21 protein-coding genes and 2 rRNA genes (1 of these 23 cut by a window edge) are annotated in these 25,997 nt (G+C 48.5%); 18 read left to right on the top strand and 5 right to left on the bottom strand.

Annotation, left to right across the window (positions count from 1 at the left end):
- Both ACR9Y8_RS13445 and rrf read left to right on the top strand, forming a co-directional pair.
- Positions 1-1,566, top strand: a 23S ribosomal RNA gene (locus ACR9Y8_RS13445); it begins 1,316 nt to the left of the window's first position.
- A gap of 133 nt (positions 1,567-1,699) precedes the next feature.
- Positions 1,700-1,811: ribosomal RNA gene (rrf, locus tag ACR9Y8_RS13440) — 5S ribosomal RNA — on the top strand.
- A gap of 63 nt (positions 1,812-1,874) precedes the next feature.
- Here the strand turns inward: rrf and ACR9Y8_RS13435 are convergent.
- A complete protein-coding gene (locus ACR9Y8_RS13435; RefSeq protein ID WP_481213766.1) occupies positions 1,875-2,687 on the bottom strand; it encodes a hypothetical protein in 813 nt (270 codons plus the stop codon).
- A gap of 47 nt (positions 2,688-2,734) precedes the next feature.
- A complete protein-coding gene (locus ACR9Y8_RS13430; protein ID WP_481213765.1) occupies positions 2,735-3,760 on the bottom strand; it encodes a LacI family DNA-binding transcriptional regulator in 1,026 nt (341 codons plus the stop codon).
- 219 nt (positions 3,761-3,979) lie between these two features.
- Here ACR9Y8_RS13430 and ACR9Y8_RS13425 point away from each other — a divergent pair, with 219 nt between their 5' ends.
- The 7 genes from ACR9Y8_RS13425 to ACR9Y8_RS13395 all read left to right on the top strand — a co-directional run bounded on the left by ACR9Y8_RS13425 (position 3,980) and on the right by ACR9Y8_RS13395 (position 14,442).
- Positions 3,980-4,534 (top strand): RNA polymerase sigma-70 factor, encoded by a 555-nt coding sequence (locus tag ACR9Y8_RS13425; protein WP_481213764.1) that lies wholly within the window; start codon positions 3,980-3,982, stop codon positions 4,532-4,534.
- A 64-nt stretch (positions 4,535-4,598) separates the two neighbouring features.
- Positions 4,599-5,810, top strand: coding sequence for a FecR family protein (locus ACR9Y8_RS13420; protein ID WP_481213763.1), 1,212 nt, complete (start codon positions 4,599-4,601; stop codon positions 5,808-5,810).
- A gap of 146 nt (positions 5,811-5,956) precedes the next feature.
- Entirely contained in the window at positions 5,957-9,388 is a 3,432-nt protein-coding gene (locus tag ACR9Y8_RS13415; protein ID WP_481213762.1) for a SusC/RagA family TonB-linked outer membrane protein, read from the top strand.
- Positions 9,389-9,393: 5 nt separating this feature from the next.
- The gene (locus ACR9Y8_RS13410; RefSeq protein WP_481213761.1) at positions 9,394-10,902 is read left to right on the top strand and encodes a SusD/RagB family nutrient-binding outer membrane lipoprotein; all 1,509 of its coding nucleotides are present in this window, start codon (positions 9,394-9,396) and stop codon (positions 10,900-10,902) included.
- Positions 10,903-10,925: 23 nt separating this feature from the next.
- A complete protein-coding gene (locus ACR9Y8_RS13405; protein WP_481213760.1) occupies positions 10,926-11,858 on the top strand; it encodes an RraA family protein in 933 nt (310 codons plus the stop codon).
- 18 nt (positions 11,859-11,876) lie between these two features.
- The gene (locus ACR9Y8_RS13400; protein ID WP_481213759.1) at positions 11,877-13,328 is read left to right on the top strand and encodes a mandelate racemase/muconate lactonizing enzyme family protein; all 1,452 of its coding nucleotides are present in this window, start codon (positions 11,877-11,879) and stop codon (positions 13,326-13,328) included.
- A 13-nt stretch (positions 13,329-13,341) separates the two neighbouring features.
- The gene (locus ACR9Y8_RS13395; RefSeq protein WP_481213758.1) at positions 13,342-14,442 is read left to right on the top strand and encodes a bile acid:sodium symporter family protein; all 1,101 of its coding nucleotides are present in this window, start codon (positions 13,342-13,344) and stop codon (positions 14,440-14,442) included.
- 128 nt (positions 14,443-14,570) lie between these two features.
- Here the strand turns inward: ACR9Y8_RS13395 and ACR9Y8_RS13390 are convergent, their stop codons facing one another.
- Positions 14,571-17,144 (bottom strand): zinc-dependent metalloprotease, encoded by a 2,574-nt coding sequence (locus tag ACR9Y8_RS13390; protein WP_481213757.1) that lies wholly within the window; start codon positions 17,142-17,144, stop codon positions 14,571-14,573.
- A 963-nt stretch (positions 17,145-18,107) separates the two neighbouring features.
- On the opposite strand from ACR9Y8_RS13390, the gene ACR9Y8_RS13385 reads away from it, so the two are divergent.
- From ACR9Y8_RS13385 to mnmE, 5 genes are all read left to right on the top strand, one after another.
- A complete protein-coding gene (locus ACR9Y8_RS13385; RefSeq protein WP_481213756.1) occupies positions 18,108-18,680 on the top strand; it encodes a MotA/TolQ/ExbB proton channel family protein in 573 nt (190 codons plus the stop codon).
- A gap of 70 nt (positions 18,681-18,750) precedes the next feature.
- A complete protein-coding gene (locus ACR9Y8_RS13380; RefSeq protein ID WP_481213755.1) occupies positions 18,751-19,419 on the top strand; it encodes an ExbD/TolR family protein in 669 nt (222 codons plus the stop codon).
- Positions 19,420-19,490: 71 nt separating this feature from the next.
- Complete coding sequence (locus ACR9Y8_RS13375; protein WP_481213754.1) at positions 19,491-20,084, top strand: ExbD/TolR family protein; 594 nt, start codon at positions 19,491-19,493, stop codon at positions 20,082-20,084.
- A gap of 47 nt (positions 20,085-20,131) precedes the next feature.
- Positions 20,132-20,968, top strand: coding sequence for an energy transducer TonB (locus ACR9Y8_RS13370; protein ID WP_481213753.1), 837 nt, complete (start codon positions 20,132-20,134; stop codon positions 20,966-20,968).
- A 78-nt stretch (positions 20,969-21,046) separates the two neighbouring features.
- Positions 21,047-22,429 (top strand): tRNA uridine-5-carboxymethylaminomethyl(34) synthesis GTPase MnmE, encoded by a 1,383-nt coding sequence (gene mnmE / locus ACR9Y8_RS13365; RefSeq protein WP_481213752.1) that lies wholly within the window; start codon positions 21,047-21,049, stop codon positions 22,427-22,429.
- Positions 22,430-22,611: 182 nt separating this feature from the next.
- Here mnmE and ACR9Y8_RS13360 read toward each other — a convergent pair whose 3' ends face one another.
- A complete protein-coding gene (locus tag ACR9Y8_RS13360; protein ID WP_481213751.1) occupies positions 22,612-22,803 on the bottom strand; it encodes a hypothetical protein in 192 nt (63 codons plus the stop codon).
- A gap of 196 nt (positions 22,804-22,999) precedes the next feature.
- On the bottom strand, positions 23,000-23,539 hold the full coding sequence (locus ACR9Y8_RS13355) for a hypothetical protein (RefSeq protein ID WP_481213750.1): 540 nt from the start codon (positions 23,537-23,539) through the stop codon (positions 23,000-23,002).
- A 247-nt stretch (positions 23,540-23,786) separates the two neighbouring features.
- Here ACR9Y8_RS13355 and ACR9Y8_RS13350 point away from each other — a divergent pair, with 247 nt between their 5' ends.
- From ACR9Y8_RS13350 to ACR9Y8_RS13335, 4 genes are all read left to right on the top strand, one after another.
- Complete coding sequence (locus ACR9Y8_RS13350) at positions 23,787-24,581, top strand: winged helix-turn-helix domain-containing protein (RefSeq protein WP_481213749.1); 795 nt, start codon at positions 23,787-23,789, stop codon at positions 24,579-24,581.
- A gap of 125 nt (positions 24,582-24,706) precedes the next feature.
- Complete coding sequence (locus ACR9Y8_RS13345) at positions 24,707-25,135, top strand: EthD family reductase (RefSeq protein ID WP_481213748.1); 429 nt, start codon at positions 24,707-24,709, stop codon at positions 25,133-25,135.
- A 3-nt stretch (positions 25,136-25,138) separates the two neighbouring features.
- Positions 25,139-25,486, top strand: coding sequence for a nuclear transport factor 2 family protein (locus tag ACR9Y8_RS13340; protein ID WP_481213747.1), 348 nt, complete (start codon positions 25,139-25,141; stop codon positions 25,484-25,486).
- A 100-nt stretch (positions 25,487-25,586) separates the two neighbouring features.
- The gene (locus ACR9Y8_RS13335; protein WP_481213746.1) at positions 25,587-25,976 is read left to right on the top strand and encodes a Rid family hydrolase; all 390 of its coding nucleotides are present in this window, start codon (positions 25,587-25,589) and stop codon (positions 25,974-25,976) included.
- Positions 25,977-25,997: the final 21 nt, after the last annotated feature.

The following is a 25,997-nucleotide window of genomic DNA, read 5'->3' as shown; positions in this document are numbered from 1 at the left end:
AATCTTATCACCGTAAGACTAAGGGTTCCTGATCAACGTTAATCGGATCAGGGTTAGTCGGGTCCTTAGGCAAAGCCGAGAGGCGCAGCTGATGGCAAGTTGGTGAATATTCCAACACCTGCTATAATTTCGAAGGGGTGACGGAGGAGTGAAAGGACTGCGCACTTACGGAATAGTGCGTTAAAGGGAGTAGGTATATCTCTGGTAGGCAAATCCGCCGGGGATGCTGAACCTGATAGTACTGCAAAGCTTCGGCAGCGCAGATAATGTCCCTAAACAGACTTCCAAGAAAACCCTCTAAGGTTAGGTTATAGCAGCCCGTACCGTAAACCGACACAGGTAGTCGAGGAGAATATCCTAAGGTGCTCGAGTGATCCGTGGTAAAGGAACTAGGCAAATTGACGCTGTAACTTCGGGATAAGGCGTACCACAGTGATGTGGTCTCAGTAAAATGGTCCAACCAACTGTTTAACAAAAACACAGGGCCCTGCAAAATCGTAAGATGACGTATAGAGCCTGATACCTGCCCGGTGCTGGAAGGTTAAGGAAGGGAGTCAGCCGCAAGGTGAAGCTCTTGACTGAAGCCCCAGTAAACGGCGGCCGTAACTATAACGGTCCTAAGGTAGCGAAATTCCTTGTCGGGTAAGTTCCGACCTGCACGAATGGTCTAATGAGTTGGACACTGTCTCTACCACGAGCTCGGTGAAATTGTAGTATCGGTGAAGATGCCGGTTAATCGCAACGGGACGGAAAGACCCCGTGAACCTTCACTACAACTTAACATTGATTTTGAGTGACAGATGTGTAGGATAGTTGGGAGACTATGAAGCGGCTTCGCCAGGAGTCGTGGAGTCATCGTTGAAATACCAACCTTCTGTTACTTAGAGTCTAACCCTGCAAGGGGGACATTGTTTGGTGGGTAGTTTGACTGGGGTGGTCGCCTCCTAAAAAGTAACGGAGGCTCGCAAAGGTACCCTCAGTACGGTTGGTAATCGTACGAAGAGCGCATTAGTAAAAGGGTGCTTGACTGTGAGGCAGACAAGCCGAGCAGGAGCGAAAGCTGGCTAAAGTGATCCGGTGGTTCTGCATGGAAGGGCCATCGCTCAAAGGATAAAAGGTACTCCGGGGATAACAGGCTGATCTCCCCCAAGAGCTCATATCGACGGGGAGGTTTGGCACCTCGATGTCGGTTCGTCACATCCTGGGGCTGGAGAAGGTCCCAAGGGTTCGGCTGTTCGCCGATTAAAGTGGCACGTGAACTGGGTTCAGAACGTCGCAAGACAGTTCGGTCCCTATCTGTTGTGATCGTTAGTAAATTGCGAGGACATGACCTTAGTACGAGAGGACCGGGTCGTACGTACCGCTGGTGTATCAGTTGTGCCGCCAGGTGCAGTGCTGAGTAGCTATGTACGGCATGGATAAACGCTGAAAGCATCTAAGCGTGAAACCAACCTCAAGATGAGTTTACTTTTAAGGGCCGTCAGAGACTATGACGTTGATAGGCTACAGGTGTAAGGGTGGTAACATCGAAGCCGAGTAGTACTAATTGCCCGTAAGCTTTAATTTTATTTAATACACTTGTATACAACTCCCAATATGTACATTATTGAAGCAGTCAGCAGCTGGTCCTTAGCCCTTAGCTAAACCAGGTGCGGCGCTAACAGCTGATAGCTAAAAGCTGACAGCTGGCATAAGATCTTATGGTGGTTATGCCGAGGGTGTTCACCTCTTCCCATTCCGAACAGAGAAGTTAAGCCCCTCATGGCCGATGGTACTGCACCACAATGCGGGAGAGTAGGTAGCCGCCGTATTTATTAGAAAAGGCCCTGGTCATTTGACCAGGGCCTTTTTCATTTATAGCTCTTAGCTAATAGTTATTGTTTGTTATACCATTGCCCGATATTAATACTCACTCCCATCCCCACAGATACCGGCTGGAAATATTCATTCAATTCATAACCGCCATAGGTAGCATCATCAAAAGGCAACATAAAGGAAAGCTGCGACTGGAACTTCACATATTTATATCCTACCCGGAAAGTGAAGGCAGGCTCCAGTAAGGCATGTGTGCCATTGCTGATCCGCAGGAATTCTGCCCGCTGGCTTTCTTGTCCGGCAAAGGCTTTATCACCTGCGCCCATTCCATAAAAATTCAACACAGATACCCGGCTGCTGAACACTGCTTCAAACACCGGGTGTACAAAGCCAATACTGGGCTGTACAAAGAACTTACTGAACCGGGTGGTTAGCTGGTAGTCGTTTACCACACCAGTGCTGCCATCGTCGTTATAGGCCCGGTCCAGCGTTTTAAAACGCCCGCCGCCGAAACCAGCGTAGGTATCGAATACCATTCTTTTCTTCCTGTCTAAAGGTTGGAAAAATCCAACGGCGCCTTCAAATACACCGCCACGGGTATACTTGTCCAGGAACAGGTCGTCATCATTGTTCTTGCTGTCATTGTCATTCAGGTTCCAGCGGTACACGTATTGCCCGTTGGCCATTATGGCCACCTTGTCGGCTACCGCAAATGCTGCCTGGTAATTGGTGGGCGAGATACTGCCCTTGAATTCATACTTTTCTTTTAATAAAGGTGCATTCACGGTATTAGGTACATAGATGTACTTGTTGCAGGAGGCAAGGAAGAGGCCTGCTGCCAGCAAATAGGGAATCGCAAAAGGTCTTTTCATGTTGTAGGTTTATTCAAAGATATATACGCCAGCTAAAAACTAATAGTTTATGATGCCTGCGTGGATTCTCTTTCCATCAGCTCAACCGGGAACACGAAATTCTTGGTCACTTTTACGGTATCATCCTGGTTAACCAGCTGTATTACAGTTTCGACGGCCTTCTGGCCCATTCTGTACCCGGATTGCTCAATGGTGGTGAGGGAAGGAGAGATGATACGTGAAGACAGGTCATTGGAATAACCTACTACTTTGATTTGCCCAGGTATACGGATATTCCTGCGCTTGGCTTCCTGGATAAAAGCCACTGCAGAGGTATCATTCGCGGCAAACAGCCCATCCGGTAAAGGATCGCTGGTCAGCAGCAGCTGTGCTGCGTTCGTGGCGGCATCAGTGGTCAGGTTGTGAATATACAGCAAACGTTCGTCAAAAGGAATATTATACTTGGCAAGGGCTGCCTTATAGCCTGCCAGGCGATGTTGATACAGGTTGCAGGTGAGCACCCCCGAGAAATGCGCAATGCGTTTGCAACCCTGCCTGATCAGGTGTTCTGTTGCCAGGAAGCCCCCGGTAAAGTCATCCCCCGTAATGGAATAGCCAGGGAAATCGATCGGCACGCGGTCATAGAACACCAGGGGAATATTGTTCTTGATAAAGGGGCTGAAATGCTCGTAATTGGTGGTGAACATAGAGGCTACTGCCAGCAGCCCGTCCACACGCAGGGAGAAAAAGGTATGCACCAGCTCCTTTTCCATGGCCACTGTTTCATCAGACTGCCCGATCATAATGCTGAAGCCGTATTTATGCGCTTCGTGCTGTATACCGCTGATGGCAGTGCTCTGGAAGTACATTGACGTGCGTGGAACGATCAGCCCTATGATATTGGAGCGTTTCTTCCGCAGGCTCGAGGCGATCCAGTTAGGTACGTAGCCCATATCCTGTGCTGCCTTCTGAACCTTGTCACGCGTTTCGTCGTTGATCAGCGGATTGTTCTGTAATGCTCTCGATACCGTAGAAGCTGACAGGTTCAGTGCCTGTGCAATGTCATATATGGTTATCTTATTACGTTCTTTCACTTTTTGAGGCTTCAATAATGACAAATAATAGGCTATATTAAGCAATTTAAATTACAATTGAAACTTTCATTCATATTGCAATCCATAGTTTGTTGCAGAAAATCAAAACTTCCTTCCATGTGGGCTTGATAAAGCGATTAATTATTCATAATTTTTACCACTATTTAATTACTGTTCCACGGAAAAACTGATTTCAGGCTCGTTTAAGATCTGGTTTACATGAAAGAAACTGATCTCATTGCCGGATTGCAAAAGGGCGAAGAGGCTGCCTTGCGCCAACTGTTTGAGCAGCTGTATCCACGCTTATGTTACTTCGCCCGGGGAATCCTCCAGCATGATATAGAAGCGGAAGACGTTGTGCAGGAAGCGTTTATGAAGCTATGGCGCCACCGGCAGCAATTCACCAGTTTTGCTGCCCTGCGGTCATTCTTGTATATCAGCGCCCGCCACGCCTGCCTTAATATTCTCAAGCACCAACGGGTGGTGCATCACCACGAATCCGGCGTACAAACCAGTGAAGCAGATGAGCCTACTGTGACGCACAGGCTCATCCAGGCGGAAGTGGCCGGACAGCTCCGGGAGGCCCTGGATAAGCTGCCTCCCGGCTGCAAGCAGGTGATAGAGCTGGGATACCTCGAGGGCATGCGTAATAATGAGATCGCCAGCCTCCTCCATGTATCCGTCAATACCATCAAAACACAGAAAGCCCGCGGGCTGTATCTGCTGAAAGGATGGTTCAGGATCATCAGCATCCTCCTGTTGCTGCTGCAATGATCTTTCAAAAAAATTCTTATTTCTTTTCACCCGCTTTTTCAATTGGGTTGTTCTAATGGTACACATGGATCCGGTAAACAAACATCTGGAGATAGCCGACCTGATCGCTAAACATTTCAGGGACCAGCTGGCTGAGCACGAAGCCGCGGTATTAAGGGCATGGATCAAGGCCTCTGCAGAGAATCAACTCCTGTGGGACCAGATAAATGATGATGCGACGCTGCGCGAACAGGTACTGGCCATGCCGGATGCCGCTAGTACAGGCGCTGCCTGGAACCGCCTGCAGCCAAAGCTGATAGCCGAAAGGCCCCGTCCTCATATCGGCTACCGGATCTTCCTGTATGCAGCTGCCATCACAGGGATGCTGCTGGGAATAGGTGGGCTTCTCTACCTGATGCTGCATCGTCCGGATACCAGTGTGCCCCCTGCTATTGCCAAGGTAGAACCGCCTGCGCCGCAGCCAATTGTTCCCGGCAGCAGCAAGGCCCGTCTCATACTGGGCAATGGGAAGGTAGTAGAGCTGAAAGATAAGGCCGAACAGGCATTTACCGAAGCAGATGGTACCCACGTTAAGAGCAGCGCGGCGGTACTTTCTTATTCAGCTGTCGGCGCTACAGATGCACCGGTGTATAACACGCTTGAAATACCGCGCGGCGGAGAGTACAGGGTAGTATTGCCGGATAGTTCTGTAGTATGGCTGAACGCCGCTTCCTCCCTGCGTTTTCCCACCCAGTTCAGCGGCCATACACGTGAGGTATATCTTTCAGGAGAAGCCTATTTTGAGATCGCTAAGAATAAAAGCAAACCCTTTATTGTCAGCATAAACAATATATCCGTCACCGTTACAGGCACACAATTCAATGTAAAAGGCTATCCGGATGAAAACTATGTGAATACTACCCTGGTGGAAGGAGGAGTGGAGCTGCGAACAACTGACAATCCCGCTGCCAGGCCAGTGCGCCTGCGCCCCGGCTACCAGGGTGTATGGGAGAACAAAAAGATCACAGTAAAGGAAGCCTACCTGGAAGAGGCGCTGGCATGGAAGAACGGCCTCTTTATATTCCGCAGCGAGCCGATAGGCAGCATCATGCGCAAGCTGAGCCGCTGGTATGATGTGGAGCTAAAATACCCGGATACATCTGTTACAGCTATCCGTTTTACAGGTACTATCCGTAAATATGAATCTATACAGAAAGTGCTGGAAATGCTGGCTTTGACACAGAAAGTAAAATTCACGATCAATGATAAAAATATCTCAGTGTTAAAAGCTCCTTAATAGCTGCATGTAAAGAACAGTATCACCTTAAAAAGAAAGACCGGGAATGCGCTAACATTTCCGGCCTGTGTTCAGTAAACAAATGGTAAGCCTCCAATTGGACCCGGACGGCCTGCCTATTGTCTAACCTATAACCATACTAAGGTATGAAAAAAAAGTTATGGCCTGCTGTTATTCTGCTTGCTATGCGTATCACTACCTTTCTTATGCTGGCTTGTATCCTGCAACTACATGCCACAGGTTATTCCCAGGAAGTGAAGCTTACCCTGAAACTGAAAGGGGTAAAGCTGGATCAGCTCTTTGAGATCATCCAGCGCAACAGCGACTACAAATTTCTCTACAACGACGATGATATCAGGGATACGCTGGTATCCCTGGATGTAACAAAAGCTACAGTGCCCGAGATCATGGCCCAGTGCTTTAAAGGACGGCAGCTGCGATACAACATCGTAGACAAGACTATTATCATTGCTCACATTACTTCATCGCCAGCCAGGGTATATGCACCGCCGCTCACGGTGAGCGGTACTATTACAGACGCCCGTGGTGCGCCTTTGCCTGGCGTCAGCATCGTACTGAAAGGGCAGAAAACAGGCGCCATATCTGATGCCACCGGTCATTACCGCCTAACGGTACCGGATAATAATTCGGTGCTGGTGTTCAGCTTTATTGGCTATATCTCCCAGGAAGTACCAGTGAACGGCCGTACGGTGCTGGACGTGAAACTGGCGGAAGACCTCACCAAACTGGGCGAAGTAGTGGTTACCGCCCTGGGGATCCAGAAAGAAGCCCGGCAGCTGGGATATGCCGCCACTACGGTGAAGGGCGCGGATGTAGCGGTGAACAGAACGCCTAACATCGGCAACAGTTTGCAGGGTAAAGTAGCCGGCCTCAATGTGAGCTCCGTGAATACCGGCGCAGGAGGTTCCAGTAAGATCCGTATACGGGGCGCCTCTTCTTTCAAAGGTAACAACTCGCCACTGATCATCCTGAACGGGGTGCCTATCAATAACAACAGCTATGGCGCGCGCAAGAATGATGCGGAAGGCAACACCTCAAGGGCAGAATCTTATACAGATGGCGGCGATGGTTTGCTCAGCATCAACCCGGATGATATTGAATTTATCAATATACTCAAAGGCGCTACCGCCGCTGCACTGTACGGCTTTCGTGCAAAGGACGGCGCTATTGTGATTACTACCCGCTCCGGTAAAAAGAACCAGGGGATCGGAGTAGAAGTGAACAGCAATTTCGTGGTAGACCGCCCTATTGATCAAACGGATTTCCAGTATGAATATGGCCAGGGCGAACAGGGGAAACGCCCTACCACCATAGCAGAAGCAGGTAATACAGGTACCTGGAGCTTCGGCGAGCGGATAGATAATCAGCCTACCATCCAGTTTGACGGACAAACCAAACCTTATTCAGCAGTAAAGGACCGCATCAATCAATTCTATCGTACCGGTTTTACCTGGAGCAATACGGTATCCATGTCCGGCGGTAATGACCAGGGCAGTTTCAATCTCTCGCTGTCTGACATGAATAACCAGTCTATCATGCCCAATTCAACATACAGAAGACAGGCGATCAACCTGGGATTGAACTACAACATTACTTCAAAGCTGCGGGTGAATGTATTTGCGAATTACTCGCACGAAAAACACCAGAACCCGCCCAACGTATTTGTGCAGCAGTACAATGCTAACACTACCGTATATACGCTGGCGAATACGATGAACTTCACTGATCTCAAAGATCATCGCAAAGATGAGAATGGCAATGAGCGTAACATCTCCCGTTTTACACCGCGTTCCAATCCTTACTGGATCGCTTATGAACGCTTTGAGAATATTGTGCGCGACCGCCTGATAGGCAATGTTTCCATTCGCTATGACCTTTTACCATGGCTGTATATACAGGGGCGTATCGGCCAGGATTATTTTACCCGCTCGCAGGATTATAATGTGCCAACAGGTACCCGTTTCCTGGGGCCTGTCACCACGGGCTTCAATGGACAGTATTACCAGGAGGTGGTGAAGTTCAGGGAGCGTAACTACGATTTCCTGGTTGGTGCAAATAAGCAATTCGGCAATATAGATGTGGACCTTACGCTGGGCGGCAACCAGATGGTGCAGATCGCTGAGAACAATAATGTGAAAGTAGACAACTTCTTTATCCGTGACCTGTACACCGTGCAGAACGGGCAGATCAAGGATCCGCAATATCTCTACAACGAAAAACGGGTGAATTCGCTCTACGGCGCGGCGGAATTGTCCTGGAAGAATTATCTCTTCCTGAACATCACGGCGCGTAATGACTGGTTCTCTACGCTCAATCCCAATTCCAATAACTACCTCTACCCATCTGTAAGCACCAGCTTCGTATTCACGGATGCTTTCAAACTGCCTGCCTGGCTGGAGTTTGGTAAGCTACGTGTGGCGTATGCGGAAGTGGGAGGAGATACAGATCCTTACCAGAATAACCTGTATTATATACTTAATCCCAATCCGCATATGGGTGTGGCATTGGGCGGCATATCAGGTACGCTCAGTCCGAATCCTCATCTGCGCCCGCTGAAAGTAAAAGAGTTTGAGACAGGGCTGGAAGGTCGCTTGTTTGATGGCCGTATTGGTTTTGACGTGGCCTGGTACAGGAAGAATACAATAGACGAAATATTGTCTGTACAGATCTCCGGCGCCACCGGCTACAGCGCTACATTGGTGAATGTAGGACGGCTACGTAACCAGGGAGTAGAAATGCTGCTCACCGGCATACCGGTAGAAAGCGAGAATTTCCGCTGGGAACTGAATCTCAACGGTGCACACAACACCAGCCGGGTGCTGGAACTGGCTGCCGGTCAGCCAAGCATCATCGTAGGCACCGGCGAATACACCGGCCGCCTGGCGCATGAAGTAGGTAAACCCATGGCCTCCCTGCAGGGCACTTCCTATCTCCGCGCACCCGACGGGCAGATCGTATACAAGAATGGCCGCCCGGCCAATGATGTGGTGAAAACATTCGGCAGCGCCATTCCTACCTGGACCGGCGGCATTACCAACACCTTCACTATTAAAGGCGTAAGGATCTCTGCATTGATCGATGGTAAGTTTGGCCATAAGCTGATTTCGAATACCAATTTCAATCTCTGGCGGCATGGCCTTCATAAGGCCACACTGGTTGGCAGGGCAGAAGGCTATGTAGTAGGCAAAGGTGTGATGGAAGATCCCGCTGCACCTGGAAAGTATGTTGCCAACACGGTGCAGGTACCGGTGCAAACCTATTACGAATCCGTGAGAAGCAACAACAATATAGCGGAAGAGTTTGTGTATGACGCGAGCTTCATCAAGCTGCGGCAGATCACCATCGGCTACGATTTTACGAAGATGCTGGAAACGCAGCGTGTGATCAAGGGATTGGCGGTATCATTCGTGGCCAACAATGTGGCGGTGCTCAGCAAGCATACACCCAATATAGACCCGGAAATGGTGACAGCCGCCAGTGATAACCTGCAGGGGCTGGAATCGGGAGGGCTTCCCATGACGCGTAGTATGGGTATTAATGTACATGTTAAATTCTGATGTGTATGAAGCAATACATCATGATCACCTGGATTGCCTGCCTGGTTGTAATAACCGGTTGCGATAAGAATTTTGAAAAGATCAATACTAATCCTGTATTACCTTCCTCGCTGGATCCGGCCTACCTGTTGGCACAGGCGGAGCTGAATGCCTCCTGGGGATCCGGTACCCTCACCTATCAGAGCGCCATCGTGCAGCACACCATGCATCCCTTCCTGGGCGTGCTGGCGGGCGGTAATGTGAATCAAAAGAACCCCGCGGTAGAAAGGCTGCAGTGGGACCAATACTATCCGCTGGTGCGCAACGTGGTAGACATCCTGGATAAGACTAAAAACGACAGCGCCCGCAGCAATCTCTATCATATGGCGCGTATCTGGAAGGCTTACCTCTTCCAGGTGCTCACAGATACGTATGGCGATATTCCATACGCACAGGCAGGAGAAGGTTTTCTCGAGTCACAGTATTTCCCCCCATACGATCCGCAGCATTTGATCTACAGTGATCTGCTGAAAGAAGTGGATGAAGCAGTGAACGGCCTCAATCCAGCCAGGAGGGCAGAAAAGAATGATCTGTTCTACGCCGGTGATGTTGGTAAATGGAAACGACTGGGCAATTCATTGCTGCTGCGCATCGCTATGCGCCTGTCAAAAGTAGACGCTGCAAAAGCACAGGTCTATGCAAAGAAGGCTTTCCAGGGCGGCGTAATGACATCCAACGCAGATAATTGTTTAATGCCGCATTCAGCCACTTATACCAATGCATTTGGCAACCAGCTGAACGGCTCTGAAAAGGCGAACTATTATCTGAACCAAACATTCATCAATTACCTTCAGCGTAACAATGATCCGCGTTTAGCAGCTATTGCCGTGATCTATGGAGACGCTACGAAAGATCCCGCACAGACCACGCAGGATAAAGATCCTGCGCACCAGGCAGGGATGCCCACCGGTTATGATAATACCACCATCGCTTCTGCACCCGGATACCCCGGCTCTTTATACAAGTATTCGCAGATAGACCGATTGACGCTGGGCAATATTACGGCCCCCTGCTTTCACGTGACCTACGCACAAACACAATTGCTACTGGCAGAGGCAGCGCAGCGGGGCTGGATAGCCGGTGATCCATCCGTCTTATACCAGCAGGGTGTGACCGCGCATATGCAGCAGCTGGCGGTGTACGGCGGTACTGCCGTGATCCCGGATGCGGGCATTAACAGTTACTGGGCCACCCACAGCTATGATGCGGCTAATGGCCTGGAACAGATCAATACTCAATACTGGGTGGCCTGTTTGATGAATGGAACAGAGGCTTACGCCAACTGGAGGCGTACGGGCTTTCCCGTTATATCCGCCAACACGTATGCCACACAGGATATCCCGCGGGGCGAGAGCATTCGCCGTCTGCGTTATCCCGATACAGAAATATCACTGAACACCACACATTACAACGAAGCGCTTTCACGCCAGGGCGCCGACGAGCTCAATATTCGCATGTGGTGGGATGTACAATAGCATGGCAATAAAAGTAACATTATATGAAGAAGCTCCTCATTTACTGCCTGTTGCTGGGCTGCCTGTATGAACCAGGCAAGGCCCTGGCGCAGCAGGTAACCCTCACATCTGATCAGATCAAGGCGCTCACACCCGCCTGGAAAGGAGAGCGCAGTGCGGACGGAAGGCCCAAAGTTCCGGATGCATTGCTGCAACGCCTGAAAAACATCTCTATTGAAGAAGCCTGGGGCATTCTCCGGAACAAAGGTTATCAGAACCAGTTTGAAGGCGAATGGATGCTGCTGCGGCAAAACCAGGTGATGACAGGCAGGGTGGTCACTGCGCAGTACATGCCGATGCGCCCGGATATGGATCAGCTGATCAAAGATAAGGGCAAGGCGGAAGGCCGCATTGGCGGCACCAATTCCTGGCCCATAGATGTGTTGACGAACGGCGATGTGTACGTGGCAGACAGCTACGGCAAAGTAGTAGACGGCACCCTGATCGGCGATAACCTGGGCAATTCTATTTATGCGAAATCAAAGAATGGGGTCATCTTCTATGGGTCTGTTCGCGACATGGAAGGCCTGGAAGAGATCGATGGTTTCACAGCCTGGATAAAGGGTTATGATCCCTCTTACATTCAGCAGATGATGCTGGCGGGTATCAATGTGCCTATCCGTATCGGCCGCGCCACCGTATTACCCGGTGATGTGGTGCTGGCTAAAAAAGGCGGTGTGATCTTCATTCCGGCGCATTTGCTGGAAGAGGTAGTGCTGAATGCGGAGTTCATCGCCCTGCGTGATCAGTTCGGGCATCAGCGCCTGCGGGAAGGTAAGTACACGCCTGGCCAGATAGACACGCAGTGGACGGATGCCATCAAAAAAGACTTCCTGCAATGGTTGGACACCCAGGGTGATAAACTCCCGATGAGCAGGCAGGAGCTCGACCAATTCATGAAAAACAGAACATGGTAAACGCTTAAATTTTTTCTAATGACACCTTCAGAAAAATTCCTCGCAAAATTAGGCGTACAGGAAAGCGCCGCTAATACGGAAGTACAGCCAGAAAATGATCGCCGCTCCTTCCTGAAGAAGACTGCCTTAGGCGGCCTGGCCCTGGGCGGTTTTATGTTTTCCCCGCTGGGAGATACCCTGGCGCATGCCACTTCCAAAGTGAATCGCCTTTCCTCCCCATCTGACCTTAAGATCACGGATATGCGCTATGCTGTGTGCATGAACTCCACCGGCCGCTGTCCTATTATCCGCATAGATACCAACCAGGGTATTTATGGCCTGGGAGAAGTGAGGGATGGCGCCAGCTGGCGCTATGCATTGTTCCTGAAAAGCCGTATCCTGGGCATGAACCCCTGCAGCGTGGAGATGATCTTCAAACGCATCAAGCAGTTCGGTTTTCATGGCCGGCAGGGCGGCGGAGTATCTGGTGTGGAAATGGCACTCTGGGATCTCGCGGGCAAGGCCTATGGTGTGCCCGTATACCAGTTGCTGGGCGGTAAATACCGCGATCGCGTAAGGTTGTACGCAGACACGCCTGAAGTAGAAGATCCGGCGGAATTCACCGCTAAATTGAAAGACCGCCTGGAGAATAAAGGATATACGTTCCTGAAAATGGATTTCGGCATTGAGCTGCTGAAAGATACGCCCGGCGCCCTGGTGAATAATAAGTTCTGGGATGTAGGCCGTCAGTGGACCAACCAGCCCATGACCTACGGTGGAACGGAGCACCTCTTCACCCAGGTGCAGATCACGCCCAAAGGGCTGGATATACTGGCAGAACGTATTTCCAAAGTACGGGAAGCCGTAGGCTACGAAACACCGCTGGCCTCCGACCACTATGGACATTTCGATCATAATAATGCCATCCGCCTGGGCAGGGCCGTAGAGCCTTACCGCCTGGCCTGGCTGGAAGATCTGATCCCCTGGAAGTTCACGGAGCAATGGAAACAGATCACCGATGCCATTGAAACGCCGACGCTTACAGGTGAGGATATCTATCTGAAGGAAGAATTTATTAAATTAATGGACGCGCACGCAGTAGACATGGTACATCCTGACCTTGCCACGGCAGGCGGCATCCTGGAAACAAAGCGTATTGGCGATTATGGTGAGGAAAAAGGAGTGGCGATGGCGATGCACTTTGCGGGGCTGCCCATCTCTTTCATGGCCAATGTGCATTGTGCTGCAGCTACACAGAATTTTGTAGCGCTGGAACATCACTCGCTGGATGTACCTTACTGGAACAACCTGGTGAAGACGGACAAGCCGCTCATAGAAAAAGGCTTCGCCATTGTGCCGGATAAACCGGGACTGGGAATAGAGCTGAATGATGAGGAGATCAAGAAGCACCTGTTGCCGGAAGACAAAAGTTATTTCGCTCCAACGCCTGACTGGGACGAGAGCCGTTCCTGGGATCGCCTCTGGAGTTAAAGCAATACCACTTATGAATAAATACACACTATCCGCCTATCTGGCCATGGCGGCATTGATCGCCTACATCGCCATCACTATTCTGCAATGGCATCACATAGGAGGCTGGCTCCTGATGCTGTTCTTTGCACTACTGGCATTTGCCTTCAGGGGGAACGCCCTGCTCAAAGGCTTTTCGTACACGGTAATGATCTTCGCCGCCGTCAGCCTGGCCATGTATTATCCGCAGCACTTCATCACTGTAGGAGGCTTTAAACTGTCAAAGCTGATCGTGCCTTTGCTGCAGATCATCATGTTCGGCATGGGCACAGGCCTGAGCTGGGCGGATTTTGCGCAGGTGGCTAAAATGCCGAAAGGCATTGGCGTAGGCATTATTGGTCACTATACCATTATGCCGCTGATCGGTTTTACGATCACGCGTATCTTTCATTTTCCGCCGGAGATAGCGGCGGGTATTATACTGATAGGCAGCTGTCCCAGCGGGCTGGCTTCCAATGTAATGTCTTACCTGGCAGGCGCTAACCTGGCGCTCTCCGTATCTATAACGGCGACGGTTACCCTGCTGGCGCCATTTATTACGCCGATGTGGATGAAGCTCCTGGCAGGACAGCTGGTGGAGATCGTTTTCTGGGAGATGATGTGGCATATTATCCAGATCGTGATCCTGCCGATTGTATTGGGGCTGGTGTTCAATCATTTCCTGCATGGCAAATTTAAATGGCTGGATGCTGCCATGCCATTGGTATCTATGATCAGTATTGGGCTGATCATTGTGGTGATCACTGCCAGCGGGCGTGATAGCCTGTTAACCGTGGGGCCGTTGTTGGTCATTGCTACTTTACTGCATAACGTCTCCGGCTATTTCCTGGGTTATTGGGGCGCCCGTTTATTCAGAATGCCGGAGAAGGACTGCCGTACGGTAGCATTGGAAGTAGGCATGCAGAACGGCGGCTTGGCTTCGGGCCTGGCATTGACGATGGGAAAGCTGTCTACCGTAGGCCTGGCGCCGGCTGTATTCGGTCCTTTGATGAATATCACGGGTTCTGCGCTGGCCACCTGGTGGAAAGGAAGAAAGGCGGATGATGAAACGGAAAAAGTGGTTGTCAGTTATTAGTCGTAAGTCGTTAGTCGTTAGTCGTTAGTCGTGAGTTGTCAGTTGTCAGTTGTCAGGGATTGGCATGACTAACAGCTTACGACTAACGACTAACGACTAACGACTGACACTGATAACTGACAACTCTTTTATTTAGGCTCGAGTGCCATATTGATCCTTTCCACGAGATCATTCAGATGATAACGGCTCATGTTATCAGGCATAGCGGCTGCTGCGCTGCGCATCTCGTTCCTGAGGGAGGTGAGCTGGGCGCGGGCAATGCTGCTCACATCAGTGCGGGTGGGATCTGCGGGCGGTGCGCCGAACATGATCACCATACCGCCGCCGCCTCCGCCGGAGCCGCCACCGGGAGAGAGCAATTCGGACAGATGCCTGATATAGGCCTTTTGCAGGTTCCTGCGGAAGATATCGATCGGCTTATGGGTATATACTTCGCTGAAGATGCCTTTTTTCAGGTCGTTCAGCAGCTCGGTGGCCTGGTAAGCTTTGCTGCCTTCCGTGGCAGATGCGTTCAGGAGCTTGTTCAGGGTATTGGTGCTCAGGAGCCGGTCCAATACAGGATCCTGACGGGTCAATACCACATTGGTAGCGTCATTTCCGGTACGGTTCAGGATATCTTTATCCAGCAGCCACTGTGGTGTGGTGAACAATTGCTGGTTGAGGAACTGTATGGCCGCCTGCTGGGTGGCCTTGGGCACGCATTCATACACGGCGCCTTCCTGTTCAACGGTTTTAGGCGTTTCACAGATGCCGCCTACGTTTTTGGCTACGTGGTTCATATAGCGGCCAAACTGTCCGTTCACTTCGCGGTACAGGTCGCCCAGGTTACTATATCCTTCGTTGGCTTCGCGGGTCCATGCCATCAGGTTGGGCACTATGCGTTGCAGGTTTTTGATCCCATAATAGCTGGCTTTCATGGCATCATCGCCCAGGTCTTCGCTTTGTGAGCGGGGATCATCCGGATTGCTTTCGGTACCAAACCAGTAGCGCTTGTCTTTCAGGCGGTTAATGGTCCATTTATTAAGTGTGGCCTTTTCTTCTTCCGCAGTATGGGCGCCGGGTACCAGGTGGTAGCCCCATTCAACGGCCCATTTGTCGTAATAATTGATGCGGGGATAGAGGTCGGCCCCTGTAATGCTGTCTTCCGGCTGGGCCACGTAATTAAAGCGGGCGTAGTCCATAATAGAAGGCGCATGGCCATTCTTCTCTACCCATGCTTTATCACGCAGCTTCTCCACCGGATAGGCGGAGCTGGCGCCGTAGTTGTGACGCAATCCTAATGTATGGCCAACTTCGTGGGAGGATACAAAGCGGATCAGTTCTCCCATCAGCTCATCGTCGAATTCCATGGTGCGGGCGCGGGGATCGTTGGGAGCACATTGCACAAAGTACCAGTTCCGCAGCAGGCGCATCACGTTGTGATACCAGTTGATGTGGCTTTCCAGAATCTCGCCGGAGCGGGGATCATGTACATGGGGGCCGCTGGCGTTGGCGATATCCGAAGGTTTGTATACAATGGCAGAGAAGCGGGCGTCTTCGAGCGACCAGGTAGAATCTTCCTGGGGAGTGGGCGCCAGTTTGGCGATGATGGCGTTTTTGAAGCCGGCCTGTTCGAAGGCAGGCTGCCAGTCGTTCACCCCCTGGATCAGGTACTTACGCCACTTGGCGGGGGTGGCCGGATCTATATAGAAGATGATCGGTTTTTTAGGCTCTACCAGTTCGCCGCGCTTATATTTTTCCAGGTCTTCCGGTTTGGGTTCCAGGCGCCAGCGCGTGATCATCTGTACGCGTTTCACCCCTTGTGGGTCGGCATCAAAATCGGTGACGCTGGTGGTGAAGTACCCGATGCGGGGATCGAAGTACCTGGGCTGCATGGGCACCTTGGGCAACAGCACCAGGGAACTGTTGAGCTCCAGGGTAGCATTGCCGCCGGGGCCGCCGGGACCACCCATTCCGCCGCTGCTCTTGGAATAAGTTTTTACGGTTTTAATTTCCGTATTGATAGGGTAGGAGCGTACATCAACGATATAGGATTTATCTGACTGTACGCTTCCCAGGCGCAGGCCTGATTTCATGCGCTGGTCAAAGAAGAGGATTTCGTTATCGCCGTTGATATAATCGGTGAAGTCGATCAGGCAGCCGTTACTATTTTTTGAGAAGGCTTTAATGTCAAATGCGGCTGCGATGGGCTGTATATTGGAGTTCATCACCGCATTGAACATGGGCTGGGTACTATCCTTTGATATTTCGCTATAGGAAACGTTTTTAAGGAAGATCCGGTTATTAGGGCCCTTATCAAAGCGGATCACATTTTCACCGATCTGGTCGCCGCTGTAGCCATAGAACATGGCGCGGAGGCCGGCTGCCGATTTGGAGATCCGGTTTACCACGAGGATATCGCGGCCCAGGAGGGAGTCGGCTATTTCGAAATACACCTTATCGTCCACCTTATATATATTGAATAAGCCGGAGTCAGCCTTGCTGCTGGCAGGTATCAGCTCCTCAAACTGCTTGGGATTGGCTTTGGGAGTTCCCTGCGGTGGTATCATAGGCGGTTTTACGGTGGTGTCTTTGGCGGCGGCAGCAGCGGCAGCTTCAGACTGTTTCTTCTTTTTCCTTTGTGCAGAGGCCTGCGTCCCAAGGAGGATACCCGTGCAGAGTATACCCGCCGCAATCGCGACAAATCTGCTTTTTACATGCATGTTCATAGTGTTTATACGAGGGTTGATCTTTGATCTGGCTGCCTATTTTGGGCAGCAGTTGCAAATAAATATATAAAGCAGTAACTTATCAGGAAATTCCATAAACGTTATAATTGTCTTAAGAATGGAAGGAATCTCCTGGATTTTATTGAATTGTCAGTGTTTATATTGATATTGTTCTTGATATATAACTGCTAAACCGATGCTTTATTATGGGAATGAGGGCTTTGAATACAGGAGTAACATATGTTTTGCCGGGCTTATAAGTTAAGACCTGCTACTGTGGCGAAAAACATTTAAAACGAATAGTTGTAAAATTTGTTGGAACATTTAAAAATTTCCTTAAATTGTGCGTCCAACTTTGAAAAAAAATCAATAAATTTCGATTTTCAAGGACAGTAACGGTAAAGGGTTTAATAGGCCACTGCTTTGTTGCTACTCGTTTTGTGTTTAAAGTGTATGCTCAATAAAACTGGAAAGAAGTCCTTCAGATGGGCTTTTGTGTGAGAGGTTAAATTTTGTGAGATTTTTTGAGCAGCACTTGTTTTTTTAAGGCAACCGTACAATATTTGCGAATTCAGGTAATTGTAAGTGTTACATTTATTTAATTCAACAAACGGAAATACAAAAAAACCATAGTTTAATTTTTAACACTAAAATTCAATCAACATGGCTGAGACTAAAACAACTGTGACTGCAGCTGCTGCCAAATCGACAACGACTTCTCATCAACCGAAAAAATCATCCAACCTGTTTGCGGCGTTGGCGGTTCCAATTTGCTTGGCTATAGGTATTCTCTTTTACGTATTCGTATTAGGTAATCCTGCCAACTTCCAGGGAGGGCACACAGGTCCTGGCGCACATCCAGTTGAGGAAGGCATTGGTAAATGGTTCGGCACAGTTTACATGGGTGGTTTTGTGGTACCTATTCTGATTTCAGTACTCTTAATCTGCTTGACTTTCGTGATCGAGCGTTTCCTCTATCTGTCTAAAGCCAAAGGTAAATTCAGCGGCAGTGAACTGGTAAGGAAAGTACAATATCACCTGGCTAACAAAAACGTAGATGCTGCACTGGCTGAGTGCGACAAACAGAAAGGTTCTGTTGGTAACGTACTGAAAGCAGGTCTGAAAAAATACAAAGAGATGATCACCAACACTGAGTTGGATACTGATCAGAAGATCCTTTCTATCAAGAACGAGATCGAAGAAACAACTGCACTGGAACTGCCGATGATGGAAAAGAACCTGGTGTTCCTGTCCACTATCGCTTCTATCGCTACCCTGTTAGGTCTGTTCGGTACAGTATTGGGTATGATCCGCGCGTTCTCTGCGATGGCAACCGGTGGTGCTCCTGACTCTGCTCAGCTGGCAGGTGGTATCTCCGAGGCGCTGATCAACACCGCACTGGGTATCGGTACTTCTGCTGTATCCATCATCATGTACAACTACTTCACTACCAATATCGACAGCATCACTTACGCTATCGATGAGTCTGGCTTTACATTAACTCAGAGCTTTGCTGCCAACCACAAATAATTTTTAATTATTTGTATGGAAAATCAGTGAATCTGAATCTAATTAAAGTACAAACTAAAAAGGAGTAAACATGCCAAAAGTTAAAATGGCCCGTAAGAGTACCACGATCGACATGACCGCAATGTGTGACGTTGCGTTCCTGTTGCTCACGTTCTTCATGCTGGCCACCAGTTTTAAGCCGGAGGAACCGGTAACTGTGGTTACTCCGTCTTCTATTAATACCAAGATTCTTCCCGACTCCGATGTAATATTGCTTACTGTGGGCAAGGATGGCAGGATATTCTTTAGCATGGACGGGCAGCCCAAACGGAAGAAACTGATCGAGGATTTGAACTCACAGTTCCACCTCAATCTTGACCAGAAGGCGATGAATAACTTCATAGTTGGCGCTATTGTGGGTACTGAATTAAAGAACCTGAATAGCTACCTGAATATGAAGATGGAGCAGCGTAAGGCATCCGGCGTAGAAACCGGTATCCCCGCAGACTCTGCCAACAACGAACTTGCTACCTGGGTTAACTACGCCAGGACTGCTCAGGGAGGAAACCCCAGGCTGCAGTACTGTATCAAGGCGGACAATGGTACGCCTTATCCTAAGATCAAGCAGATCATGCAGACATTTAAGGATCTGAAGATACAGAAGCTCAACCTGGTAACTAACCTGGAAGAAGCGCCTGCCGGATCTGCAGCAGCAGAATTCCAAAGACAGCAAGGTGCTACCAAGAAAGCCGGAGAATAATATTTAAGTAAACGGCAGGTTCATTCTGCGGAAAGAACGCTGCCAATTAAAAACCAAAAAAAAGAGCTACTATGGCAGAAATGGATACCAGCAGTAGTGGTGGTGGTAAAAAACACCAGGGTACGAAATCGAAGAAACTTTCTACCCGTGTGGATATGACGCCAATGGTGGACTTAGGTTTTCTCCTTATTACCTTCTTCATGCTGACGACAACCATGTCCAAGCCCAAAACAATGGACTTGATCATGCCGAAAGATACCAAAGATGAGAAGGAACAGAACAAGGTGAAGGAGAGTACAGCCCTTACCATACTGCTTGGAAAAAATAACAGGGTTTATTATTACGCGGGCTTAGCCCAGGACCCGAACGCATCCGCTGATCCGAACTTCTTCAAAGCAACCAGCTTTGCCAACAAAGATGGTATACGGGATGTGATCATTAAAAAGAGGGATGAAGTTGCACAACTGAGGAACGCCAAGGGTGAACCGGAAGATGTGGTAGTGATCATCAAAGCAGACGACGATGCTACTTACAAGAACTTCGTGGACATCTTAGACGAAATGGCCATTAACCGCATCCAGCGCTATGCTACCGTTGATATCAGCGATCAGGATAAGACATGGATCAAGCAAACCGAAACAGCGAATGCTGGTGGCTCCCAGTAATTTGTGGAATTATCTAATTTTTTGCATCCATCCATAAACAAGCAACAATGGATTCAGCTAAAGTACTAAAAGCCGATTTTCTTGATATCCTGTTTGAGGGCAGGAATAAGGATTATGGGGCTTATGAACTGAGAAGAAAATATGAGAAACGCGTACGCAATGCCCTTATCGGCACTGGCGCCGTGTGTCTCCTGGCGATCGGTGGTTATGTTGTTAGTAACATTATAAAGGGCATTGAGGCCAGAAACCCCAAGAAGCCCGTTATAGAGCAGATCAAGATGGAGGATATCAAGTTGCCGGATGATCCGAAGACTCCGCCTCCTCCGCCGCCTCCTCCTGCTCCGCCGCCGCCGGTAAAACCCTCTGTACAATTTACTCCGCCCGTAATTAAAAAGGATGCGGAAGTACCACCGGAAGAAGAACCACCAAAAGTGGAAGAAATAAAGGACAAAGCGGTAAGTACCAAAACTATGGAAGGTGATCCCAACGGTATCGATCCGGGATTGCTGGAAGATAGCAAAGGTTCTGGTGTGGTAGAAGCACCGCCGCCGCCTCCTAAAGAAGAGATCTTCACCTTCGTGGAGCAACCTCCGACCTTCCCGGGTGGAGAGGAAGCCTTGGCCAAATACCTGAGCAAGAATATCCGTTATCCGCGCGTAGCACAGGAGAACGGTATTTCCGGAACAGTGTTTGTGCAATTCGTGGTAGACTCTGAAGGTACCATCAAAGACGTTAAAACAGTTGGCGCCGCAAAAGGTGGTGGTCTGGAAGAAGAAGCTGTACGCGTGGTGAAAACCATGCCCAAATGGAAACCTGGTAAGCAGAACGGCCGTCAGGTATCCGTACAGTTCAACCTGCCCATCCGCTTTACTTTACAGGAGTAGTACTGTTAGAACAATATTCTTGCAATTCCTCACCGGTACGCCGGTGAGGAATTTTTATTTGTACTATATTGCTGCCTTATGTCGGCAAAACTTACAGGATACGATGAAACGATTGTGGCCCTGGCTACGGCCCCGGGCATAGGCGCCATTGCAGTGATCAGGTTGAGCGGGCCACAGGCTATCATTATCTGTAATGCCCTTTTCCCTTCCAAGGACCTGCTGCAGCAGGCCAGCCATACGCTGCATGTAGGCAACATCGTGAGCCAGGGAAGGATCATCGACGAAGTGGTGGTTAGTCTCTTTAAAGGTCCCCGTTCTTATACCGGTGAAAATGTTGTGGAGCTTTCCTGCCACGGTTCTCCTTATATTCAACAGCAGATCATTGACGCCTGTATACAGGCGGGCGCCCGTATGGCAAAGCCGGGTGAATTTACCATGCGGGCATTTCTTAACGGTAAGTTAGATCTTGCACAGGCTGAGTCAGTAGCGGATCTGATTGCCAGCCACTCTGCCGCCAGTCATCAGACGGCTATTCAGCAGATGCGGGGCGGCTTCTCTAAAGAGCTGCAGGCCTTACGCGAACAGCTGATCCGTTTTTCTGCGCTGATAGAGCTGGAGCTCGACTTCAGCCAGGAAGATGTAGAGTTTGCGGACCGCACGCAATTGTATGCACTGATCAAAACTGCCATGGAAGTGGTGAAGCATTTGGCGGATTCTTTCCAGATGGGGAATGTGATCAAGAACGGGGTGAATACGGCGATTGTTGGGAAGCCTAATGCAGGGAAATCTACTTTGCTGAATACACTGCTGAATGAGAACAGGGCCATTGTGAGCGATATTGCAGGTACTACAAGGGATACGATCGAAGAAGTATTGAATATACAAGGAGTGCTTTTCCGGTTGATAGATACGGCGGGGATCCGGGAGAGTGTGGATACGATTGAAAGCATTGGTGTGCAAAAGACATTGGAGAAAATAAAGGAAGCAGGGGTAGTAATATACCTGTTCGATGTGAATGAAGTAAGTGCAGAAGAATTACGCACGCAGGTGGATGTTTTTGAACAGGATGGGGTTAACCATTTGCTGGTGGGAAATAAGATGGATGTGCTTGGAGAAAGAGCGGTGCAGGAGAAGTTCAAAGGTATTCCGGGTATACTGTTCATCTCTGCAAAGGCGCATGATCATATTGATACATTGAAAGAGATGCTGGTGCAGCGGGTAATGAGCGGGGATATTAATACAGAGTCCACTATTGTTACTAATGCCAGGCATTATGCGGCACTGCAATCTGTGCTGCAGTCATTACAGGATGTGAAACAAGGGATGGATAGCGGTTTGCCGGGAGATCTGCTCGCGCTGGATATCAGGAGGTGTTTGCATTTCCTGGGAGAGATAACAGGGGAGATCACGAATGAGGATCAGTTGGATTTTATATTTAGTAAGTTTTGTATCGGGAAGTAGGAAGTATATGAAACCCTTTACTATTTTAAGGTTCGTTTTTTACAATGGGGTATGACGATCCGATGTAGGCGGTAGCTTAGCTATTCAAATAAGATTATGTCTGCCCGGGGTAAAGCTCTTGACGAAAATATCAATGGCAAGACCCCGGCAGACATGAAATCCTTGAATGTTAATCTGAGTTTTCAACATCCAATGGGCTGCCAGGTTTTACCGCCGTCGTAGGATGTCCTTAGCCTCCTCGTATCCGACGCTGAACCGGATGTGATAGCAGCGAATCCACCTTTGATCTGTTTTACATCGAAAGCCACACCACCCTCACTGTCCACCACCGCCCAGTTTTCGCCATTATCGGTAGATCTTATTATCCTGCTCATACTGATCGCCAACAGTACGCCATTCGACTCAGCCAAATTCCCTACCCCGCCTCCGGCATGGATATGTTTCCAGGTTATGCCACTGTTAGCAGTTTTAAAAAGGCCGCTGTTGGTGCCAATGAAAATTGGACCTCCGGCAGTTTCAAAACCATTAGGAACAAAGCATATACTTCTATGTATTTCATAATTTATTTGCTCAGCAACCGCCTTTGGGAGGGACACGTTTAAAAATTACTTTATTATCTCGTTCTGCATATTCGGCCGATATTATCGGGTATGAATACTTGGGCGCGTGCGATACGGTATGGCTTCTTATGATTATTTTGTCGTTAACTTTCAAGCTATGCAGTTGCTCAAGTTGAGACTTTTCCGGCTCAAACTTTACAATATAATCATCACCATTGATCCTGGCCATCACACCGAAACCTAATCTTGATCCCGGCGGAAGAGAAAGATCCGTCACAACAGCCTCCATATTAGTATAATCACTAATATTCTTCCTTATTTTTGCAGCACCGGCAAACACTTTTTTACCTTCAGGAGAAGCTACCCATTTTTTGTACTTTATACCTGCAGGGGTAGCCTCCCATTCTTTCCGTTGGGCTTCCCTTTCGGCAGCGGAGAGGGGTTTTGGGGTTGGCCTTTTAGAAGTTTCATTTTTAATTTCGCGATTAGCATATACCAGCCCGCTTACCACAACCAGCGATAAGATTAGCGCATAAATGATTTTTTTCATAATTTTTGTTGGTTTAAATGATAAAAGACATTTTTTTTATTTTTCATATCCTTTCAAAGTTGGTGCACCAAAAATACTTTGATATATTTCAGCCTGAGGAACTTGGATTGTAAATAAAAATGTAACCTTTGTAAATAAATCGTAAAAAGGTATGGTTTATAGCCGAAAGCTACTTTCCGGGAAACGCAAATACCTGTGGGGATTGATACTACTCCTGTTTATCTCTGCAACATGCGTGACTTTTAGTATGATCGGCAGTGACGACTTTGATATTGCCAGGAGGGAAGTTTTGCTTCGGAGGATAGGAGATGAACTACTCACCCAGTCGGGCGACAGTAAATCCAGGGTGCTTCCGGTAAAAAAGATCGCCGAAAATGAATACCAGATCAGCTTTGAAAATGAGCTTACTTTTCAACCGGAGTCGCTGGTGAATACTACCCGGAGTTTGTTGGCCAAAGACCCCCTCTCAAGTGATTATGTTGTTAATGTTCTGAATTGTAGCAACTCCAGTATTGCCTATGGATACGCTATATCCAACAATAAAAGAAATGATATTATAGCTTGTAGGGGAAGAGTGCAACCCAAAGGATGTTACATGATCAACATTAAATTTAAACCGGCAGCAATAAATACAGCAAAGGGTGGATATATTTTGGGCAGCCTGTCATTTTTAGCATTTGTTGGTTTCATTTTTTTGAGATCTGTTAAGCCGCAGAGACCCCTAGGTGATGGTCAAAATACAGTTACAATCACTTTGGGCTCAATGTTGTTTGATGCAAAGAACCGTAAGCTCATAATAAATGGAAACGCGATAAACCTGACCGGAACCGAAACCCGCGTATTGCAGATTTTTGCATCTTCTCCAAATGAGACCATAGAGCGAAGCAGGCTACAAAAAGAGATCTGGGAGGATGAAGGTGTTATAGTAGGCCGCAGCCTTGATATGTTCATATCAAAACTTAGAAAAAAATTGGAACCTGATCCCAATATCAACATTGTTGTTATACGTGGCAAAGGATATAAACTTGAAATTAGCTCTTAAGATGAATCTTTTTGCCCCTATTGTGCCCCTCGTGTTATCTGAATTGTTGATAATCAAGATATTTATTTTTTTTGTATCGGGAAATAGAATTTGAGCTTATTTTTTATTCAAATAAATAAATACAAATGAAATTTAGACTCATAACATCGTTTCTGATGCTGATGGCAAGCATTGCTGCATTTAGTCAGGGAAAGCAATCTCCTGCATCCGAGAACCCCGCTTCCGCTGCTGCTGAAAAAGGATTGATCAAAGTATCTATCATGTACCCTTTTGCAGAAGGCAAAACATTTAATATGGAGTATTATGAAACTAAGCACATGCCTATGGTGGCAGGGTTTCTAGGTTCAAACCTGGTAAAATACACCATTGAAAAAGGCATTGCCAGCGGCATTCCCAATCAACCATTGCCCTATATGGCCATCGGAACATTTTATGTAAAGAGCCTTAGTGAGTATCAGGCGGCAATTGGTCCGAACAGGGATGCTATAAGGGCTGACTTTGCGAATTATACGAATATAGCTCCGGTAATTTTGGTTAGTGAAGTGGTAAAGTAACTTATGTCCGGGAATAATAAAGCAATATTAGAAAGGGCAAACGAGGCTATCACGCGAGGCGACTATGAGGGCTTCCTCTCGTTCTGCTCGGAGGATACGGTATGGACATTTATAGGCGACAAAACACTAAAAGGAAAAGAAGCTGTTCGCCAGTGGATGGCAGGCGCGTACACGGAACCGCCAAAGTTTACGGTCACGAACCTAATTGCTGAAGGAGATTTTGTGACGGCACTCGGTATTATTACAATGAAGGACGACGAGGGCAAGGAGGTCCATTACTCGTACTGTGACGTCTGGCGGTTTCGTGATGGTAAGATGGTTGAATTGAGGGCTTTCGTGATTAAAAATTAGTCCCCAGGCTTTTGGGGCGGATAAGATTTCAGGACGCTTTCATATCGGATAACGCCGGCTTTGCGATAATGATATTTTTATTAATGATAAAATAAAGACTATGCAACAACAAAAAGAATCTCAAGGGCTGGGTATGCCCTGGGAAGATGATTACGGGTATGCACAAGCCGTAAGAAAAGGTGATACGGTATGGATAGCCGGACAGCTTGGTCACGATGAGAAAGGTACCTTGCTTGAGGGCATGGAAGCACAGATGAAACAATCTTATGTGAATATTAAAAAATTACTGACCGGCTTCAACATGACGATGGATGATGTGGTGGAAGAAGTACTGTATGTATTGGATATGCAGACTGCATTTGAAGCCCGGAGAAAAAACAAAGCAGAATTTTATCCCAACCCGAAGAGCGTGGCAAGTACGATCGTGGTGGTACAGGGACTGGCATTGCCCGGGCAGCTGGTGGAGATCAAAATTGTTGCGCGCCAGTAATCACGTAAGGTATAAATGAAT

Source organism: Chitinophaga sp. SVR4-12A (genome assembly GCF_056754765.1).
The sequence above is the reverse complement of the archived record's forward strand: the minus strand, read 5'-3'. Positions and strand labels throughout refer to the sequence as shown.

Excerpts from the sequence above, each read along its gene's own strand:
- mnmE (WP_481213752.1), top strand. The coding sequence starts at position 21,047 with ATGTCGGCAAAACTTACAGGATACGATGAAACGATTGTGGCCCTGGCT.
- ACR9Y8_RS13400 (WP_481213759.1), top strand. The coding sequence starts at position 11,877 with ATGACACCTTCAGAAAAATTCCTCGCAAAATTAGGCGTACAGGAAAGC.
- ACR9Y8_RS13340 (WP_481213747.1), top strand. The coding sequence starts at position 25,139 with ATGTCCGGGAATAATAAAGCAATATTAGAAAGGGCAAACGAGGCTATC.
- ACR9Y8_RS13390 (WP_481213757.1), bottom strand. The coding sequence starts at position 17,144 with ATGCATGTAAAAAGCAGATTTGTCGCGATTGCGGCGGGTATACTCTGC.
- ACR9Y8_RS13425 (WP_481213764.1), top strand. The coding sequence starts at position 3,980 with ATGAAAGAAACTGATCTCATTGCCGGATTGCAAAAGGGCGAAGAGGCT.
- ACR9Y8_RS13350 (WP_481213749.1), top strand. The coding sequence starts at position 23,787 with ATGATCGGCAGTGACGACTTTGATATTGCCAGGAGGGAAGTTTTGCTT.
- ACR9Y8_RS13335 (WP_481213746.1), top strand. The coding sequence starts at position 25,587 with ATGCAACAACAAAAAGAATCTCAAGGGCTGGGTATGCCCTGGGAAGAT.
- ACR9Y8_RS13420 (WP_481213763.1), top strand. The coding sequence starts at position 4,599 with ATGGATCCGGTAAACAAACATCTGGAGATAGCCGACCTGATCGCTAAA.
- ACR9Y8_RS13395 (WP_481213758.1), top strand. The coding sequence starts at position 13,342 with ATGAATAAATACACACTATCCGCCTATCTGGCCATGGCGGCATTGATC.
- ACR9Y8_RS13355 (WP_481213750.1), bottom strand. The coding sequence starts at position 23,539 with ATGAAAAAAATCATTTATGCGCTAATCTTATCGCTGGTTGTGGTAAGC.
- ACR9Y8_RS13360 (WP_481213751.1), bottom strand. The coding sequence starts at position 22,803 with ATGAGCAGGATAATAAGATCTACCGATAATGGCGAAAACTGGGCGGTG.
- ACR9Y8_RS13370 (WP_481213753.1), top strand. The coding sequence starts at position 20,132 with ATGGATTCAGCTAAAGTACTAAAAGCCGATTTTCTTGATATCCTGTTT.
- ACR9Y8_RS13410 (WP_481213761.1), top strand. The coding sequence starts at position 9,394 with ATGAAGCAATACATCATGATCACCTGGATTGCCTGCCTGGTTGTAATA.
- ACR9Y8_RS13435 (WP_481213766.1), bottom strand. The coding sequence starts at position 2,687 with ATGAAAAGACCTTTTGCGATTCCCTATTTGCTGGCAGCAGGCCTCTTC.
- ACR9Y8_RS13345 (WP_481213748.1), top strand. The coding sequence starts at position 24,707 with ATGAAATTTAGACTCATAACATCGTTTCTGATGCTGATGGCAAGCATT.
- ACR9Y8_RS13375 (WP_481213754.1), top strand. The coding sequence starts at position 19,491 with ATGGCAGAAATGGATACCAGCAGTAGTGGTGGTGGTAAAAAACACCAG.
- ACR9Y8_RS13415 (WP_481213762.1), top strand. The coding sequence starts at position 5,957 with ATGAAAAAAAAGTTATGGCCTGCTGTTATTCTGCTTGCTATGCGTATC.
- ACR9Y8_RS13380 (WP_481213755.1), top strand. The coding sequence starts at position 18,751 with ATGCCAAAAGTTAAAATGGCCCGTAAGAGTACCACGATCGACATGACC.
- ACR9Y8_RS13405 (WP_481213760.1), top strand. The coding sequence starts at position 10,926 with ATGAAGAAGCTCCTCATTTACTGCCTGTTGCTGGGCTGCCTGTATGAA.